This window comes from Acidocella sp. MX-AZ03, from assembly GCF_027626035.1.
GTDB classification, from domain to species: domain Bacteria; phylum Pseudomonadota; class Alphaproteobacteria; order Acetobacterales; family Acetobacteraceae; genus Acidocella; species Acidocella facilis.
In genome coordinates this window covers 3,149,515-3,162,259 of record NZ_CP110774.1, presented here as the reverse complement: position 1 = coordinate 3,162,259, position 12,745 = coordinate 3,149,515, and the positions used below count along the sequence as shown (strand labels likewise).

General features: G+C 66.1%; 16 protein-coding genes and 2 pseudogenes. 4 read left to right on the top strand and 14 right to left on the bottom strand.

Features of this window, described 5'->3' with window-relative positions:
• The first annotated feature begins 27 nt into the window (after window positions 1–27).
• Complete coding sequence (locus GT370_RS17480) at window positions 28–963, top strand: metallophosphoesterase (RefSeq protein WP_270183467.1); 936 nt, start codon at window positions 28–30, stop codon at window positions 961–963.
• Window positions 964–1,099: 136 nt separating this feature from the next.
• On the opposite strand, the gene GT370_RS17475 is transcribed toward GT370_RS17480, so the two are convergent.
• The 13 genes and pseudogenes from GT370_RS17475 to GT370_RS17410 form a co-directional block, all read right to left on the bottom strand.
• The gene (locus tag GT370_RS17475; protein ID WP_270183466.1) at window positions 1,100–1,675 is read right to left on the bottom strand and encodes a hypothetical protein; all 576 of its coding nucleotides are present in this window, start codon (window positions 1,673–1,675) and stop codon (window positions 1,100–1,102) included.
• Window positions 1,672–1,968, bottom strand: coding sequence for a hypothetical protein (locus GT370_RS17470; protein WP_270183465.1), 297 nt, complete (start codon window positions 1,966–1,968; stop codon window positions 1,672–1,674). The genes GT370_RS17475 and GT370_RS17470 overlap by 4 nt, the downstream gene beginning before the upstream one ends.
• Window positions 1,881–2,465, bottom strand: a complete 585-nt coding sequence (locus GT370_RS17465; protein ID WP_270183464.1) for a hypothetical protein — start codon at window positions 2,463–2,465, stop codon at window positions 1,881–1,883. Before GT370_RS17465 ends, GT370_RS17470 begins: the two co-directional genes overlap by 88 nt.
• Window positions 2,462–3,478: pseudogene (locus GT370_RS17460) on the bottom strand (proton-conducting transporter transmembrane domain-containing protein); the annotation flags it as partial. The gene GT370_RS17465 and the pseudogene GT370_RS17460, both read right to left, overlap by 4 nt.
• Window positions 3,479–3,506: 28 nt before the next feature.
• Entirely contained in the window at window positions 3,507–3,911 is a 405-nt protein-coding gene (locus GT370_RS17455) for a hypothetical protein (RefSeq protein WP_270183463.1), read from the bottom strand.
• Window positions 3,908–4,477, bottom strand: a complete 570-nt coding sequence (locus GT370_RS17450; RefSeq protein ID WP_270183462.1) for a hydrogenase-4 component E — start codon at window positions 4,475–4,477, stop codon at window positions 3,908–3,910. Before GT370_RS17450 ends, GT370_RS17455 begins: the two co-directional genes overlap by 4 nt.
• A pseudogene (locus tag GT370_RS21020) lies at window positions 4,404–5,524 on the bottom strand (respiratory chain complex I subunit 1 family protein). The gene GT370_RS17450 and the pseudogene GT370_RS21020 overlap by 74 nt, the downstream one beginning before the upstream one ends.
• The gene (locus GT370_RS17435) at window positions 5,524–6,009 is read right to left on the bottom strand and encodes a hypothetical protein (protein WP_270183460.1); all 486 of its coding nucleotides are present in this window, start codon (window positions 6,007–6,009) and stop codon (window positions 5,524–5,526) included. The pseudogene GT370_RS21020 and the gene GT370_RS17435 overlap by 1 nt, the downstream one beginning before the upstream one ends.
• Window positions 5,976–6,242: a hypothetical protein gene (locus GT370_RS17430; RefSeq protein ID WP_270183459.1), complete on the bottom strand. Its 267-nt coding sequence runs from the start codon at window positions 6,240–6,242 to the stop codon at window positions 5,976–5,978. Before GT370_RS17430 ends, GT370_RS17435 begins: the two co-directional genes overlap by 34 nt.
• The gene (locus GT370_RS17425) at window positions 6,227–7,186 is read right to left on the bottom strand and encodes a proton-conducting transporter transmembrane domain-containing protein (protein ID WP_270183458.1); all 960 of its coding nucleotides are present in this window, start codon (window positions 7,184–7,186) and stop codon (window positions 6,227–6,229) included. The genes GT370_RS17430 and GT370_RS17425 overlap by 16 nt, the downstream gene beginning before the upstream one ends.
• A gap of 104 nt (window positions 7,187–7,290) precedes the next feature.
• Entirely contained in the window at window positions 7,291–8,271 is a 981-nt protein-coding gene (locus GT370_RS17420; protein WP_008495140.1) for a malate dehydrogenase, read from the bottom strand.
• Between the two features lie 69 nt (window positions 8,272–8,340).
• Window positions 8,341–8,565, bottom strand: a complete 225-nt coding sequence (locus GT370_RS17415) for a hypothetical protein (protein ID WP_270183457.1) — start codon at window positions 8,563–8,565, stop codon at window positions 8,341–8,343.
• Between the two features lie 135 nt (window positions 8,566–8,700).
• On the bottom strand, window positions 8,701–9,210 hold the full coding sequence (locus tag GT370_RS17410; RefSeq protein ID WP_270183456.1) for a diacylglycerol/lipid kinase family protein: 510 nt from the start codon (window positions 9,208–9,210) through the stop codon (window positions 8,701–8,703).
• A 169-nt stretch (window positions 9,211–9,379) separates the two neighbouring features.
• On the opposite strand from GT370_RS17410, the gene GT370_RS17405 reads away from it, so the two are divergent.
• From GT370_RS17405 to GT370_RS21665, 3 genes are read left to right on the top strand one after another with little or no spacing between them, the layout of a single operon-like run.
• Window positions 9,380–10,309, top strand: a complete 930-nt coding sequence (locus GT370_RS17405; RefSeq protein ID WP_270183455.1) for a UDP-2,3-diacylglucosamine diphosphatase — start codon at window positions 9,380–9,382, stop codon at window positions 10,307–10,309.
• Between the two features lie 8 nt (window positions 10,310–10,317).
• Window positions 10,318–10,890, top strand: a complete 573-nt coding sequence (locus tag GT370_RS21670) for a glycosyltransferase (RefSeq protein ID WP_442865456.1) — start codon at window positions 10,318–10,320, stop codon at window positions 10,888–10,890.
• Window positions 10,791–11,324 carry a glycosyltransferase gene (locus GT370_RS21665; RefSeq protein WP_442865455.1) on the top strand — a complete coding sequence of 178 codons (534 nt, stop codon included), beginning with the start codon at window positions 10,791–10,793 and terminating at the stop codon, window positions 11,322–11,324. Before GT370_RS21670 ends, GT370_RS21665 begins: the two co-directional genes overlap by 100 nt.
• Before the next feature lie 82 nt (window positions 11,325–11,406).
• Here GT370_RS21665 and odhB read toward each other — a convergent pair whose 3' ends face one another.
• Window positions 11,407–12,624, bottom strand: a complete 1,218-nt coding sequence (odhB, locus tag GT370_RS17395; protein ID WP_008495136.1) for a 2-oxoglutarate dehydrogenase complex dihydrolipoyllysine-residue succinyltransferase — start codon at window positions 12,622–12,624, stop codon at window positions 11,407–11,409.
• Window positions 12,625–12,745 lie beyond the last annotated feature (121 nt).

Here is a 12,745-nt window from a genome sequence, read left to right as displayed (position 1 = left end):
GCTAATAGACCGCCAAAGGAGCCGCCAATGACACTCACCCGCCGCCAATTCGCCACCACCAGCGCCATTCTGGGCGCCGGCGCCGCCCTGGCCCCCGCCGCCAGCGCCGCCGAGGAAGCCCTGAACATCGTACTGATCGGCGATTGGGGCCGCAGAGGCCATCACCACCAGCGCGCCGTCGCCGCGCAGATGGGCCGCACCGCGGACGCCATCAATAGCCGCTTTGTCGTCTCGGTCGGCGATAATTTCTACGAAAACGGCGTCGACTCGCTGGAGGACCCGCAATGGCGGACATCCTATCTGGATGTCTACACCCAGCCGGCGCTGCAAACGCCCTGGAAAGTGCTGCTCGGCAACCATGATTATCGCGGCAATGTGCAGGCGCAGCTGGATTACGCCAAGCAGAATCCGCGCTGGCAGATGCCCGCGCGCTATTCCCTGGAAACCATCGCCCTGCCCGATGGCGCCCACGCGACCTTCTATTATCTGGACACCTCGCCCTTCATCAAAAAATATTACGGCACCCGGGTCGCGGTGGATGGGCAGGACCCGCAGGCCCAGCTCGCCTGGCTGGATGCCAAGCTCGCCGCCTCGACCAGCGAATGGAACATCGTCATCGGCCATCACCCGATCTATGGCGCGCATGAGTCCGACCCGGGCTATGAAGGGGCGGACATGCCGGACATGATCGCCGCCGTCGATCCGATCCTGCGCAAGCATCACGTGCCGATCTATATTTGCGGGCATGACCATATCCTGCAGGCGGTGAAGATGAACGGCATCTCCTATGTCTGCACCGGCGCTGGCTCCGAGACCTATAATCCCGGCCCCGCCACACGCGGCGGCTTCGCCGCCGGCGCGCACGGCTTCATGGTGATGAAGCTGACGGGCAAGCAGATGGATTGGTCGTTCGTGGATGAGCACGGCACGACGCTGTATGCGCAGAGCATCGTAAGGGTTTAAAAAGTTTTTGGGGGCGTGGGGACTTTTTTCAAAAAGTCCCACAAACGTCTGGGGTTTTGGCAAGTTCGCCGTCAAAACCCCAGACGTTTCCGCCCCTTTTTTGAAAAAAAGGGGCGGCCCCAAAAAACTTTTGCGCCTACAGATCCACGCCGGAATAAGAGGCGTTGACGGATTTATTGATGAGCGGGAAATCCGCCAAAATCGCCGTGGTCGCGGCATGTTCCAGCAGCGGCCAGTGCGCGGCGCTGGCATCCGCCACAAACGCCTCCTGGATCTGGCCATTATCCAGCTTCAGCCAATGCCAGACCGGGCCGCGAAAACTCTCTGCCACCCCCAGCCCCATGCCGCTCTCCGGCGGCGGCGCGAAGGCCAGCGGGCCCGCCGGCAACGCCTCCAGCAGCACCCGCACCAGCCGCACGCTCTCCGGAATTTCCTGCAGCCGGATCTTGATCCGCGCCGCCACATCCCCGTCCTGCGCGCGCGGCACGCTCAGCCCCAGCTCCGCATAAGGCGGATAGCCCGGCTCCATCCGCGCATCCCGATGCTGGCCGGAAGCCCGGCCCACGAACCCGCCGGCATTGTAAGCGGCGGCCAGCGCCGGCGGGATGATGCCGGTGCCCATCACCCGGTCCTGCAAACTGGCATAATCCTCGAACACCCGGGTCAGGCTGGGCAGCTCATCTTCCAGCGCATCGAGCATCTCCTCGATCATCTCGCCCGCCCCTCGGCCAGATCCCCGGCGACACCGCCCGGCACCACCACATCCATCATCAGCCGATGCCCGAAGGCGAGCTTGGCGACGGCGCAGAACCGCTCCCGCGCCAGGGCGAAGCGGGACTCCAGAAAGGCGAAGCCGGCATCCGCCGCGATCGTGCCGATATCGCTGACATGGTTGGCCAGCCGCTCGATCTCCGCCATCAGCGCCCGCAGATACACCGCCCGCTCCGGCGCCTGGATGCCCAACGCCGCCTCCGCCGCGCGGGCGAAGGCGATAGAATGCGCCACCGTGGCATCGCCCGAAATCCGCGCCGCATAGCGCGCCGCCTGGCGGGGGATTTGCCGCGCATCAGCCCCAGCGTGCCCTTATGCGCATAGCCAAAGCGCCCCTGCAGCCGCAGCACCTGCTCGCCCAGCACGGAAAAGCGGAAATGCGCCGGCTCGATGATCCCGGCATGGATCGGCCCGACCGCGACCTGATGCACCCCCTCGATCTCCGGCATCGGAAACTCCGGCCAGGGGCCACGCCCGTCCGGCTCGCGGAAATGCTCCACCGCCGTGCGCGTGTCGGTAAAGCCCAACGCCTTATGCCCGTTCAGATCCTTGGCCAGGCGCTGGAACCAGTTGGCCCCGGGATGCGCGAGCGCCGGATACGCCCCCTCGACCAGCGCCACCGCCACCAGCTCGCCCGGCTCATACAGTGCATAGGCATGGCCGGCATCGGTCCAGAGCGCGATGAAATGCCCCTGATGCGCCGCCCAGGCCTCCGGCGAAAGCAGCCTCATTGCAGCGCCCCCGCCGCCTGGCCCAGCAGCCGCACCAAGGCCGGCGGGGTGAGAAAGGCCAGCGCGAACACCAGCAGCAGATGCAACGTCACCAGATGCGCCTCCCACCCCGCCTTGCGGTAAGTTTCACGCGGCGCCGGGGCGAACAGCAGCGGGCCGATCTGCCGCAGGATCGCCACCGCGCAGAGCAGCATGCCCAGCCCCAAAGGCAGCGACATCCAGGGATTGATCTGGATGGTCTGGCTGACGATGATGAACTCGCTGGCAAACAGCCCGGAAGGCGGCAGCCCGGCCAGGGCGAAGATGCACAAAGCCAGCAGCCAGCCGGCATATTTATTCACATGCGGCAGCCCGCGCAGATGCGAGAAAGCATAAAATCCCGGTGCGGCCGCCCCGCGCAGCTGGGCGGCGCGGATCAGCGCCAGGAACAGGCCGGGCTTCAACAGGCTGTGCAGCAGCATATGCAGCAACCCGCCAAACAAGGCCACCGGGCCGCCAATCCCGAAGGCAAATGCCACCAGCCCGGATTGCTCGATGGAGGAGAAGCCGAAAAACCGCCTGGCATCGCGCCGCCGCGAGAAGGAGAACGCCGCCAGAAACAAGGAGGCCACACCCAGCGTCAACAAAAACGGCCCCGGATGCATGGCACTGCCCCCGGCCGCCGCATTTGCCTGCATCAGATGCCGGAAGCGCAAAATCGCCAGCAGCGCGACATTGATCAGCAGGCCGGAGAGGGCGGTGGTCAGCGGCGCCGGCCCCTCCGCATAGGCATCCGGCAGCCAGCCATGCAGCGGCACCAACGCCGCCTTGGTGCCGTAGCCGAACAGGATGAACAGGAAGGCCAGGGTCAGCAGCGCCCCATCCATATGCGCCGCCTGCCCGGCCAGGGCGGCAAAGCTCATCGCCCGCAGCCCCGGCCCCAGAGCCGGCTGCGCGGCGAGATAGACCAGCATGGTGCCGAACAAGGCGAGCCCGATCCCCACCCCGCCAGGATGAAATATTTCCAGGCCGCCTCCAGCCCGGTGGGGCTGCGATACAGGCTCACCCCAGCGTCATCGCGATGGTGCCGCCCTCCATCGCCGCCCAGAGCAGGCCGATATTATCCGCATAGAGCCCGAGCAGGCTGGCGCCCAGCACGATCTGAAACAGCGCATGATAAAGCCGCCAGCGCCGCACCGGCATCCGCGCCGCATCGCCCATCACGTAGGAAATATTCACCAGCGATGCGGTGAGGCCGACAAAACCGCTGACCGTGCCGAACAGCCTGGCCAGCGCATCCGTCGCCACCAGCCCGTCGCCGCCATAAGCGAACAACGCCAGCGACAAGGCGAACGAAACCGCGCAGGCGACAGCATTGCCGATCGCCCCGGCGCGCGGCCCGCCCGCCAACCCCAGCACCAGCGCCGCCAGAAACGGCCAGGCGATGACGATCCAGGCGAAGCTCATCTGCCGCGCCTTTCGATTTGCTCGATTCCGGAGAGGTCCAGCGTGTCGAAATGCTCGCGGATGCGCAGCAAAAACACCCCCACCACCAGGAAGGCCAGCAGCACCAGCAGCGCCACCGAGAATTCCGCCACGAACGGCATCCCCGGCATGCCGATCGCCGCCAGCACCAGCCCGTTTTCCATCGACAGGAACCCGATGATCTGCGCCAGCGCATTGCGCCGCACGATCATCAGCAACAGTCCGAGCAGCACCACCGAAAGCGCGATCGCCAGATCCTCGCGGGTGAGGGAGAGCGAGGCCTCGGTGCTGGGCAGCACCACCAGCACCGCGATGCCGATCAAGGCCAGGCCGAATATCATCGACACCGCCATCGGCAGCGCCGTCTCCACCGCGCGGATCATGCCGAAACGCTGCACGATCTCGCGCAGGCCCCAGGGCAGCAGTAGGCCTTTCAGCGCGAAGGTGATCAACCCGGTGAGATAGAGGGCCAGCTCATGCTGGGCGAACCCCTGCCAGAGGGCGGCGGCGGACAGTACCAGTGCCTCGCTCTGATAGAGCGTGATCATCGCCGCGAGCCGGCGCTGGGAGAGCTGCAGGAAGCCGCAGAGCAGGATGATCCCGCCCATCAGATGCGCGAGGGAAAAAGTGAGGCTCATGCGCCGATCCTCGCCGCGACAAACAGGAACACGCTGGCCAGCATGCCGAGCAGCAGCGCCGCCCCAGGAATTCCGGCACCCGGAACACCCGCATCTTCGCCCGCGAGACCTCGAACAGGCAGAGCGCCACCGCCATCACCGCCAGCTTCAGCGCCCACAGCACCAGCCCGAGCGGCCAGGAGAGAACATCCCCGGCGCGGGCCATGCCGAAGGGCAGGAAGATGGTGCCGATCAAATTCATCCAGGCCAGCAGCCGCAGCACCCCGGCATAATCCAGCAGCGCCAGCAACCGGCCGGAATAATCCAGCGCCATCGCCTCATGCACCATGGCGAGTTCGAGATGGCCAGAGGGATTGTCGGTGGGGATGCGCCCGGCCTCGGTCAGCGCCACCGCCAGCATCGCCGCCAGCGCGAAGCCGAGCGAGACCGAGATGCCCAGATGCGCGGCGCGGAAATCATTGGCGATGCCGTCGATATTGGTGGTCCTGGCCAGCAGCGCGAAGGCCAGCAGCAGCACCAAAAGCGCGCCCTCGGCGAAGATGCCAAACAGCGCCTCGCGCGCCGCCCGGCGCCGCCGAAACCGGCCCCGGTCTCCAGCCCGCCCAGCATGGTCGCGGCCCGGGCCAGGGCGAACAGCCCGACAATGGTGATCGCATCCGCCGCCGGGCCAGTGAGCAGCCCGGTCGAGAAGCCCGGGATCAGCATGACGCTGACCGCCATGGCCAGCATCGCCCCCAGCGGCCAGAAAGTGAACAGATCGGTCGCGGTATCGGGCAGCACCGTGCTTTTGCGCAAAAGCTTGGCCAGATGCCAATAGGGCAGCAGCAAAGGCGGCCCGCGCCGCCCGAGCAGCCAGGCGCGCAATTTGTTGGTCGTGCCGATCAGCAAAGGGGCAACGGCGAAGCAGAGCGCCACATGCAGGCCGGTGGCGATGAAAGCGAGGGTGAAACCGAGCATCAGCCCCCCTGCCCCAGGCCAAGCGCCAGCAGAAACAGCACCAGCGCCGCGAACACGAAGGCCAGGCGCTCCCGGATGGTGGCGCGGCGCACCCGCTCCGCCAGCCGCACCGCGCGGCGCTGGCCGCGCAAGAGCGGGCCGAGCAGGAAATGCTCCGACGGGTCCTGCCCCTGGGCGCCGAGCAGCCCGCGCCCCAGCACCCGCGCCACCGGCTCGGCAAAGCCGGCGCCGCTGGGCTGGGTATGCGGGTCGCCAAAGGGCAGCCAGGCCGGCGGGCGGCCGAAGCCGCCATGCCAGGCCGGCACCTCACGCAGGCCGCGCACGCCAAAGCGCGTCTGGATGAAGCCGGCCGCCAAAGCCGCCAGCAGCGCCAGCAGCAACAGGCTCAGCGGCGCATAGGTGAGCGGCGGCGCATCCGCATCCGGGGCCAGCAGCCGGATCACCGGGGTCATCACCCCCAGCAGCAGCCCGGGCAGCAGCGCCACCGGCACACACAGCCCCCCAGCAGCGCCATGGCGATGAAGGGGCCACGCCGCGCATCCTCCGCCGCCGCCGCATGCAGGCTGCGCGGCCGGCCGAGAAAGCCGATGCCGATGATCCGCACCGCAGCCGCCAGCGCCAGCGCCGCGCCCAGCCCCAACACCGCGAGCAAGGCGGAAAACCCGATCCGCGCCAGAATCCCGCCGCCCGCGGCCGCCTGGATCACCGCGTGCAGCAACAGAAATTCCGGCGCGAAGCCCGGCCCAGCGGCAGCGCCGCCATGCCCGCCGCGCCCAGCAGCATCAGCGCGCCCAGCCGCGGCATGCCGCGCATCAGCCCGCCCAGCCAGTTCAGGGAGAGCGTGCCGGTGGCGTGCTTCACCTCCCCGGCGCCGATGAACAGAAGCGGCTTGAACAGCCCATGCGCCACCGCGCAGAGCAGCGCCGCCTCCAGCCCCAGCCCGGTCAGCGTCGCATCACCCAGCGCCTTCGCCCGCAGCGCGACGCCCAGCCCGACCGCGATCAGCCCGACATGCTCGACCGTCGAGCAGGCCAAAGCGGTTTTCAGCTCCACCTCCAGCACCGCCCGCAACGCGCCGACCAGCACCGAGGCCGCGCCCGCCACCATCAGAACCGTGCCCCACCAGGGCTGCTGGGCCGGCGCCAGCACCACGAAACCGTAGCGGATGAGCACATAGAGCGCGATTTTCACCATGCCGCCGGACATCAGCGCCGACACCCCCGCCGGCGGCGCCGGATGGGCGCGGGGGAGCCAGCTATGCAAGGGTGCGAGCCCGGCCTTGGCCCCCGCCCCCAGCGCCACCAGCACGAAGGCGAGCGAGGAGGCGGGCAGGAAGATCGCCGGGATCAGGCAGGCGCCGGAAAAGATCGCCACCCCGGCATAAAATGTCGCCGGCTTCACATCGCCCTGCATCACCAGCAGCCAGGAGGCGGCACTCATCAGCTCGAAGCCGAAAATCAGCGTGAACCCGTCCCCCGCCGCCAGGGTCAGCGCCATGCCGAGCACGAACACCCAGAAGGCGATCGAACCGCGCATCCCCGCCAGCGCCGCCGCCACGGTCTGGGGCAGCAAAATACAGGCGAACAATATGGACAGCGCATCGAGATGCAGCTGCATCCCATGCCCTGGCAGGCCGAACATCAGGCTGAAGGAGGATCCCACATCTCCCCCCTACCAAACCAAGCCCCGCGCCGCCAACGGGTCCGGCGCAAAGAAAAAGGCCCTCCCGTCGCCGGGAGAGCCTTCGCAGCATCCGTGGACGCGGCTTACTTCAGCAGATCGGCCACCGCGGCCTGCTCTTCCAGCAGCTCATTCAGCGTGTGCTGGATGCGGCCCTTGGCGAACTCGTCCATGGCGATGCCCTTCACGCGGGTATATTTGCCGCCCTCGCAGGTGCAGGGCACGCCGAACATCACATCTTCCGGTACGCCGTAATCGCCATCGGAGGGGATGCCCATGGAGACCCAGCGGCCATTGCTGCCCAGCACCCAGTCACGCACATGGTCGATGGCGGCATTGGCGGCGGAGGCGGCGGAGGAGAGGCCACGCGCCTCGATGATCGCCGCACCGCGCTTGCCGACGGCGGAGAGATAGGTGTCCTTGTACCAGGCCTCGTCATTCACCACGTCCGGCATCGGCTTACCGGCAGCGGTGGCGTTGCGGTAATCGGCGAACATGGTCGGCGAATGGTTGCCCCACACCGCCACCTTCTCAATATCCTTCACCGGGGTGCCGGTCTTCTCGGCCAGCATGGAGACGGCGCGGTTATGATCCAGGCGCAGCATCGCGGTGAAGTTTTCCTTCGGCAGATCCGGGGCGGACTTCATGGCGATATAAGCATTGGTGTTGGCCGGGTTGCCGACCACCAGCACCTTCACATCGCGCTTGGCGACATCGTTCAGCGCCTTGCCCTGGACCTTGAAGATCTCGGCATTGGCGGCCAGCAGGTCGCGGCGCTCCATGCCGGGGCCACGCGGGCGCGAGCCGATCAGGATGGCGATGTCGGCGTCCTTGAAGGCCACGCGCGGGTCATCGGAAGGGGTGACGGAGTTGAGCAGCGGGAAGGCGCAGTCATTCAGCTCCATGATGACGCCGTTCAGCGCCTTCTGCGCCTGCGGCAGATCGAGAAGATTGAGGTCGACCGGCGTATCCTTGCCGAGCAGGTCGCCATTGGCGATACGGAACAGGATGGCATAACCGATCTGGCCAGCCGCGCCGGTGACGGCAACGCGCACGGGGGTCTTCATCTCTTGTGTCTCCTTGCTTAAGGCTGGTTTCCCATAGACCCTCGGCCCGCCCGTCAAGCCCTTCCCGGCTCAACCCACAATCAGCGAAATCGGGGCTTGCGCGCTCACCACGCCGCGCGGGAGGGCGGGCAGCGTATCGCCATCCGCATGGGTGGAAATGCGCCCATTTGGAGCAGAAAATTCCACATGGCTGCCGGCCAGCACGCGCACCCCCGGGCAGCGCGGCAGCAGCCCCAGCGGCAGCGCCGCCCCGGAGAGCAAAGCCGGCAGCGTGCCGGGCTTCTCGAACAGCACCACCTGGAAGCCAGGCTGCCCCGGCTGCGCCAGCGGCGCCAGCAGATAGGGCCCGCCATAAAGCCGCCCTTGCTGACCACGACGCTGGCGGCCTGGTGCGTCACCCCGTCCACGCTGAGCTGCACCGGCGGAAAATCATAGGCCACGGATTCCCAGACCGACTGCCAGACATAAGCCCCCTTGCCGATGGCGCGCTTGAGCAGCGGCCGCACACCCTTCACCACCGCGCCATCGAAGCCCAGCCCCAGCATCTGCACGAACACATGCCCTGCCCGGCAGCTGCGCCACACCCGGCCAGAGCGGCTTGCAGCGTTTATAGGCCAGCGTGTTGGCGATGCCGCGCGGATGGGTGGAGAGCCCATATTCCTTCGCCAGCACATTGGCGGTGCCGAGCGGAATGATGCCCAGCGCCGTATCGGTGCCGATCAACCCGTTGGCGACTTCGGCGATGGTGCCATCCCCGCCGGCGGCGACGACCATGAACGCCCCCTCCCGCGCCGCCTGGCGGGCCAGATCGGTCGCATGGCCGGCATGCTGGGTCTCCGCGACCTCGATCTTCACCCCATTCTCAACCAGCAGATCCAGCACCCGCCATAGCGCTGTTGCCCGCCTGCGGCCCGCTACCGGATTGAAAATAACCAACATCAGGCCCGCTCCGGGATCGTTTCGCAAAAACTCTGGGATAACCAAAAACAGTGACACGAGAATGTCACGCGCATGACATGAACGTGACAGTACGATTTGCAAAAAACCATGCTCTCGTCATGGAAACTTCACTGTCTCCGGCGCCGTGTCACAGACTATTGCAACCGCCATGAACGCATCCAGCCCGATCCGTCCGACGCAGACGGCCTATCGCAGCGTCTTCATCTCCGACGTGCATATGGGCACGCGCGGCTGCCGGGCGGAGTTCCTGGCGGATTTCCTCAAGCAGACATCTTGCGAAAACCTGTTCCTGGTCGGTGACATCATCGATGGCTGGCGGCTCAAGCGCAGCTGGTTCTGGGACAAGCATCATGACGAGGTGCTGCGGCTGATCCTGAAAGCCGCGCGCTCCGGCACCAACGTGGTGTATGTGCCCGGCAATCACGATGAGATGCTGCGCAAATATATCAGCCTCAATATCGAGATCTGCGGCGTGAAGCTGCAGATGGAAGCCGAGCACACCACCGCTGACGGCAGGAAGCTCTTGATCACCCATGGCGACAGTTTCGACAGCGTGGTCCGCCACGCCAAGCTGCTCGCCCTGCTGGGCGACTGGGCCTACACCACGGCGCTGGTGGTCAACCGCTATTTCAACATGGTCCGCACCCGCTTCGGCTATCCGTACTGGTCGCTCTCCGCCTGGCTGAAACTGCAGGTGAAGGAGGCGGTGAAGGCGATCGACCGGTTCGAGACGGCGCTGGCGGACGACGCCAAATCCCGTGGCTTCGATGGCGTGGTCTGCGGCCATATCCACCATGCCGAAATGCGCCAGGTGAATGGCGTGATGTATCTGAATGATGGCGACTGGGTGGAAAGCTGTACCGCCCTGGTCGAGCATTTCGATGGACGGCTGGAGCTGGTGGACTGGGTGGCGCGCAACAAGCTCTCCATGCTCGCCCGCCCGCGCCGAAGCTCAGCGTTGCCCGGCGGCGGCGCTGCAGGCGGTTGTCGCCGAATTCACCGCCCCGCAGAGCGAGCCCCCGGCGACGCATGTTGTATCAGCCAGCACCTGAAGCCGGGCTCGCTTATCCGGGCCTGAACAAGATCATGATCATCTCCGACGCCTGGGAACCCCAGGTGAACGGGGTGGTCCGCACGCTGCGCACCATCACCGCCGAGATGCGGGCGATGGGCAAGACCGTGGACATCGTCGGGCCGGACCGCTTCCGCACCATGCCGATGCCCTCCTATCCCGAGATCAAGCTCGCCTTGTTTCCGGGCCGCAAGCTGGCGCGGATTATCGAGGCGTTCCAGCCGGATGCGCTGCATGTCGCCACCGAAGGCCCGCTGGGCATGGCGGCGCGGGCTTACGCGAAAACGCGCGGGCTGCATTTCACCACCGCCTTTCACACCCGCTTTGCCGAATATCTCGAAGCCCGCACCCGCATTCCCGCGGCTTTGACCTATCGCTGGCTGCTTCATTTCCACAAGCCCGGCTCCGGCGTGATGGTGGCGACCCAGTCGCTGCGCGAGGAACTTGCCGGCCGCGGCTTCAAGAATCTCCGCCCTGGTCGCGTGGCGTGGATCTGGAGGCGTTCCATCCGGCGCCGCGCGAGGATTGGGATCTGCCACGGCCGATCTTCGCCTATGTCGGCCGGGTGGCGGTGGAGAAAAATCTGAAAGCGTTTTTGTCGCTGGATCTGCCTGGATCGAAGCTGATCGTGGGGGACGGCCCGCAGCGCAAGGCGCTGCAAGCGGAGTTCCCGGACGTGCATTTCGCAGGTGCCCGCCATGGCGCTGCGTTGGCGCAGGCCTATGCCGGGGCGGATGTGTTCGTGTTTCCGTCCAAGACCGACACGTTCGGGCTGGTGGTTCTGGAAGCCCTGGCCTCGGGTCTTGCCGTTGCCGCCTATCCGGTGACCGGGCCAAAGGATATTCTCGGCGAGGCGCCGGTGCCCGTCGGCACGCTGGATGAGGATTTACGCAAGGCCTGCCTGAAGGCTTTGGAAATCGACCGGGCGAATTGCCGGCCTTATGCGGAACGGTTCTCGTGGCGGGCTTGCGCGGAGCGGTTTATGGATAATCTGGTGCCGATGCGCGAGACCGCGCAGTAAGTCGTGGGGACTTTTTGAAAAAAGTCCCCACACTCCCAAAAACTTTTGCAAATAAAAAAGGCCCCTTGCGGGGCCTTTTCTTTTAGATCGCCAGCAGCAGGCGGCGGGGATCTTCGATGCTTTCCTTCACCCGCACCAGGAAGGACACCGCCTCGCGGCCATCGACGATGCGGTGATCGTAGGACAGTGCCAGATACATCATCGGGCGGATCTCGATCTTGCCATCGACCACGACCGGACGGTCCTGGATCTTGTGCATGCCCAGAATGCCGGACTGCGGCGGGTTGAGGATCGGGGTGCTCATCAGCGAGCCATAGACGCCGCCATTGGTGATCGAGAAAGACCCGCCGGAAAGCTGGTCCAGCTTCAGCGTGCCGTCCTTCGCACTCTTCGCGAAACCCGCGATCTCGGCTTCGATCTCGGAGATGCTCTTGGTCTCCGCATCGCGGATCACCGGCACCACCAGCCCATTGGCGCCGCCAACGGCGATGCCCATATTGACGAAGTTCTTATAGACGATCTCGTCACCGTCGATCTCGGCATTCACCGCCGGGAACTCGGCCAGCGCCGCGCACACCGCCTTCACGAAGAAGCCGTTGAAGCCCAGGCGGATGCCCTTGTGCTTCTTCTCGAACACGTCGCGGTAGGACGAACGCAGCGCCATCACCGCGCTCATATCCACCTCGTTGAAGGTGGTGAGCATGGCGGCGGTGTTCTGCGCTTCCTTCAGCCGGTTGGCGATGGTCTTGCGCAGGCGGGTCATCTTCACCCGCTCCTCGCGCACATCATTGGCGCGCGGGGCTTTCGGCGCGGCGGCCGCCGGGGCAGCGGCTGGCTTGTTCAGGAACTCCTGCACATCGCCCTTGGAAACGCGGCCGCCCTTGGCGGTGCCGGCGATGTCGGCGGTGTTCACGCCCTTCTCGGCGGCCAGCTTGGCGGCGGCGGGCAGCGCGCCCACGCCGGGGCGGGCCACCGGGCCCGGGGCTTCCTGGGCGGCATTCACGCCGGTCTTGGGGGCAGCGGCGTCGGCCGGCTCCTTCTTCGGCGCCGGGGCGGCGGCGCCCTTGGCGTCGATCATGCCCAGCACGTCGCCCGGGGCAACCTCGGCGCCCTCATCGGCGGCGATCTCGGCGATCACACCGGCTTCCGGGGCGTTCACCTCAACAGTGACCTTGTCCGTCTCCAGCTCAACAATGGGCTCGTCCGCGGCAACGGCCTCGCCAACCTTCTTGATCCAGCGGGCGATGGTGGCTGTGGCAACACTTTCGCCCAGCGTGGGAACCTTGATCTCGGCCGACATGGAAACTCCTGCTCTCTTTTGTCGTAAACGGGAATTGGATCATTCAGGCTGATCCAATTTTTATGGAACGAGCAAATTCATGCGCCCGCCCCGGCGTAATCCGCCAGGGCAGGCGCCTCAT

What these genes read in the sequence shown, in the direction of transcription:
- GT370_RS17420 (WP_008495140.1), bottom strand. Translation starts at nt 8,271, where the DNA reads ATGAAGACCCCCGTGCGCGTTGCCGTCACCGGCGCGGCTGGCCAGATC.
- GT370_RS21670 (WP_442865456.1), top strand. Translation starts at nt 10,318, where the DNA reads ATGATCATCTCCGACGCCTGGGAACCCCAGGTGAACGGGGTGGTCCGC.
- GT370_RS17455 (WP_270183463.1), bottom strand. Translation starts at nt 3,911, where the DNA reads ATGAGCTTCGCCTGGATCGTCATCGCCTGGCCGTTTCTGGCGGCGCTG.
- GT370_RS17475 (WP_270183466.1), bottom strand. Translation starts at nt 1,675, where the DNA reads ATGATCGAGGAGATGCTCGATGCGCTGGAAGATGAGCTGCCCAGCCTG.
- GT370_RS17410 (WP_270183456.1), bottom strand. Translation starts at nt 9,210, where the DNA reads ATGTTGGTTATTTTCAATCCGGTAGCGGGCCGCAGGCGGGCAACAGCG.
- GT370_RS17465 (WP_270183464.1), bottom strand. Translation starts at nt 2,465, where the DNA reads ATGAGGCTGCTTTCGCCGGAGGCCTGGGCGGCGCATCAGGGGCATTTC.
- GT370_RS17450 (WP_270183462.1), bottom strand. Translation starts at nt 4,477, where the DNA reads ATGATCACGCTCTATCAGAGCGAGGCACTGGTACTGTCCGCCGCCGCC.
- GT370_RS17480 (WP_270183467.1), top strand. Translation starts at nt 28, where the DNA reads ATGACACTCACCCGCCGCCAATTCGCCACCACCAGCGCCATTCTGGGC.
- odhB (WP_008495136.1), bottom strand. Translation starts at nt 12,624, where the DNA reads ATGTCGGCCGAGATCAAGGTTCCCACGCTGGGCGAAAGTGTTGCCACA.
- GT370_RS17405 (WP_270183455.1), top strand. Translation starts at nt 9,380, where the DNA reads ATGAACGCATCCAGCCCGATCCGTCCGACGCAGACGGCCTATCGCAGC.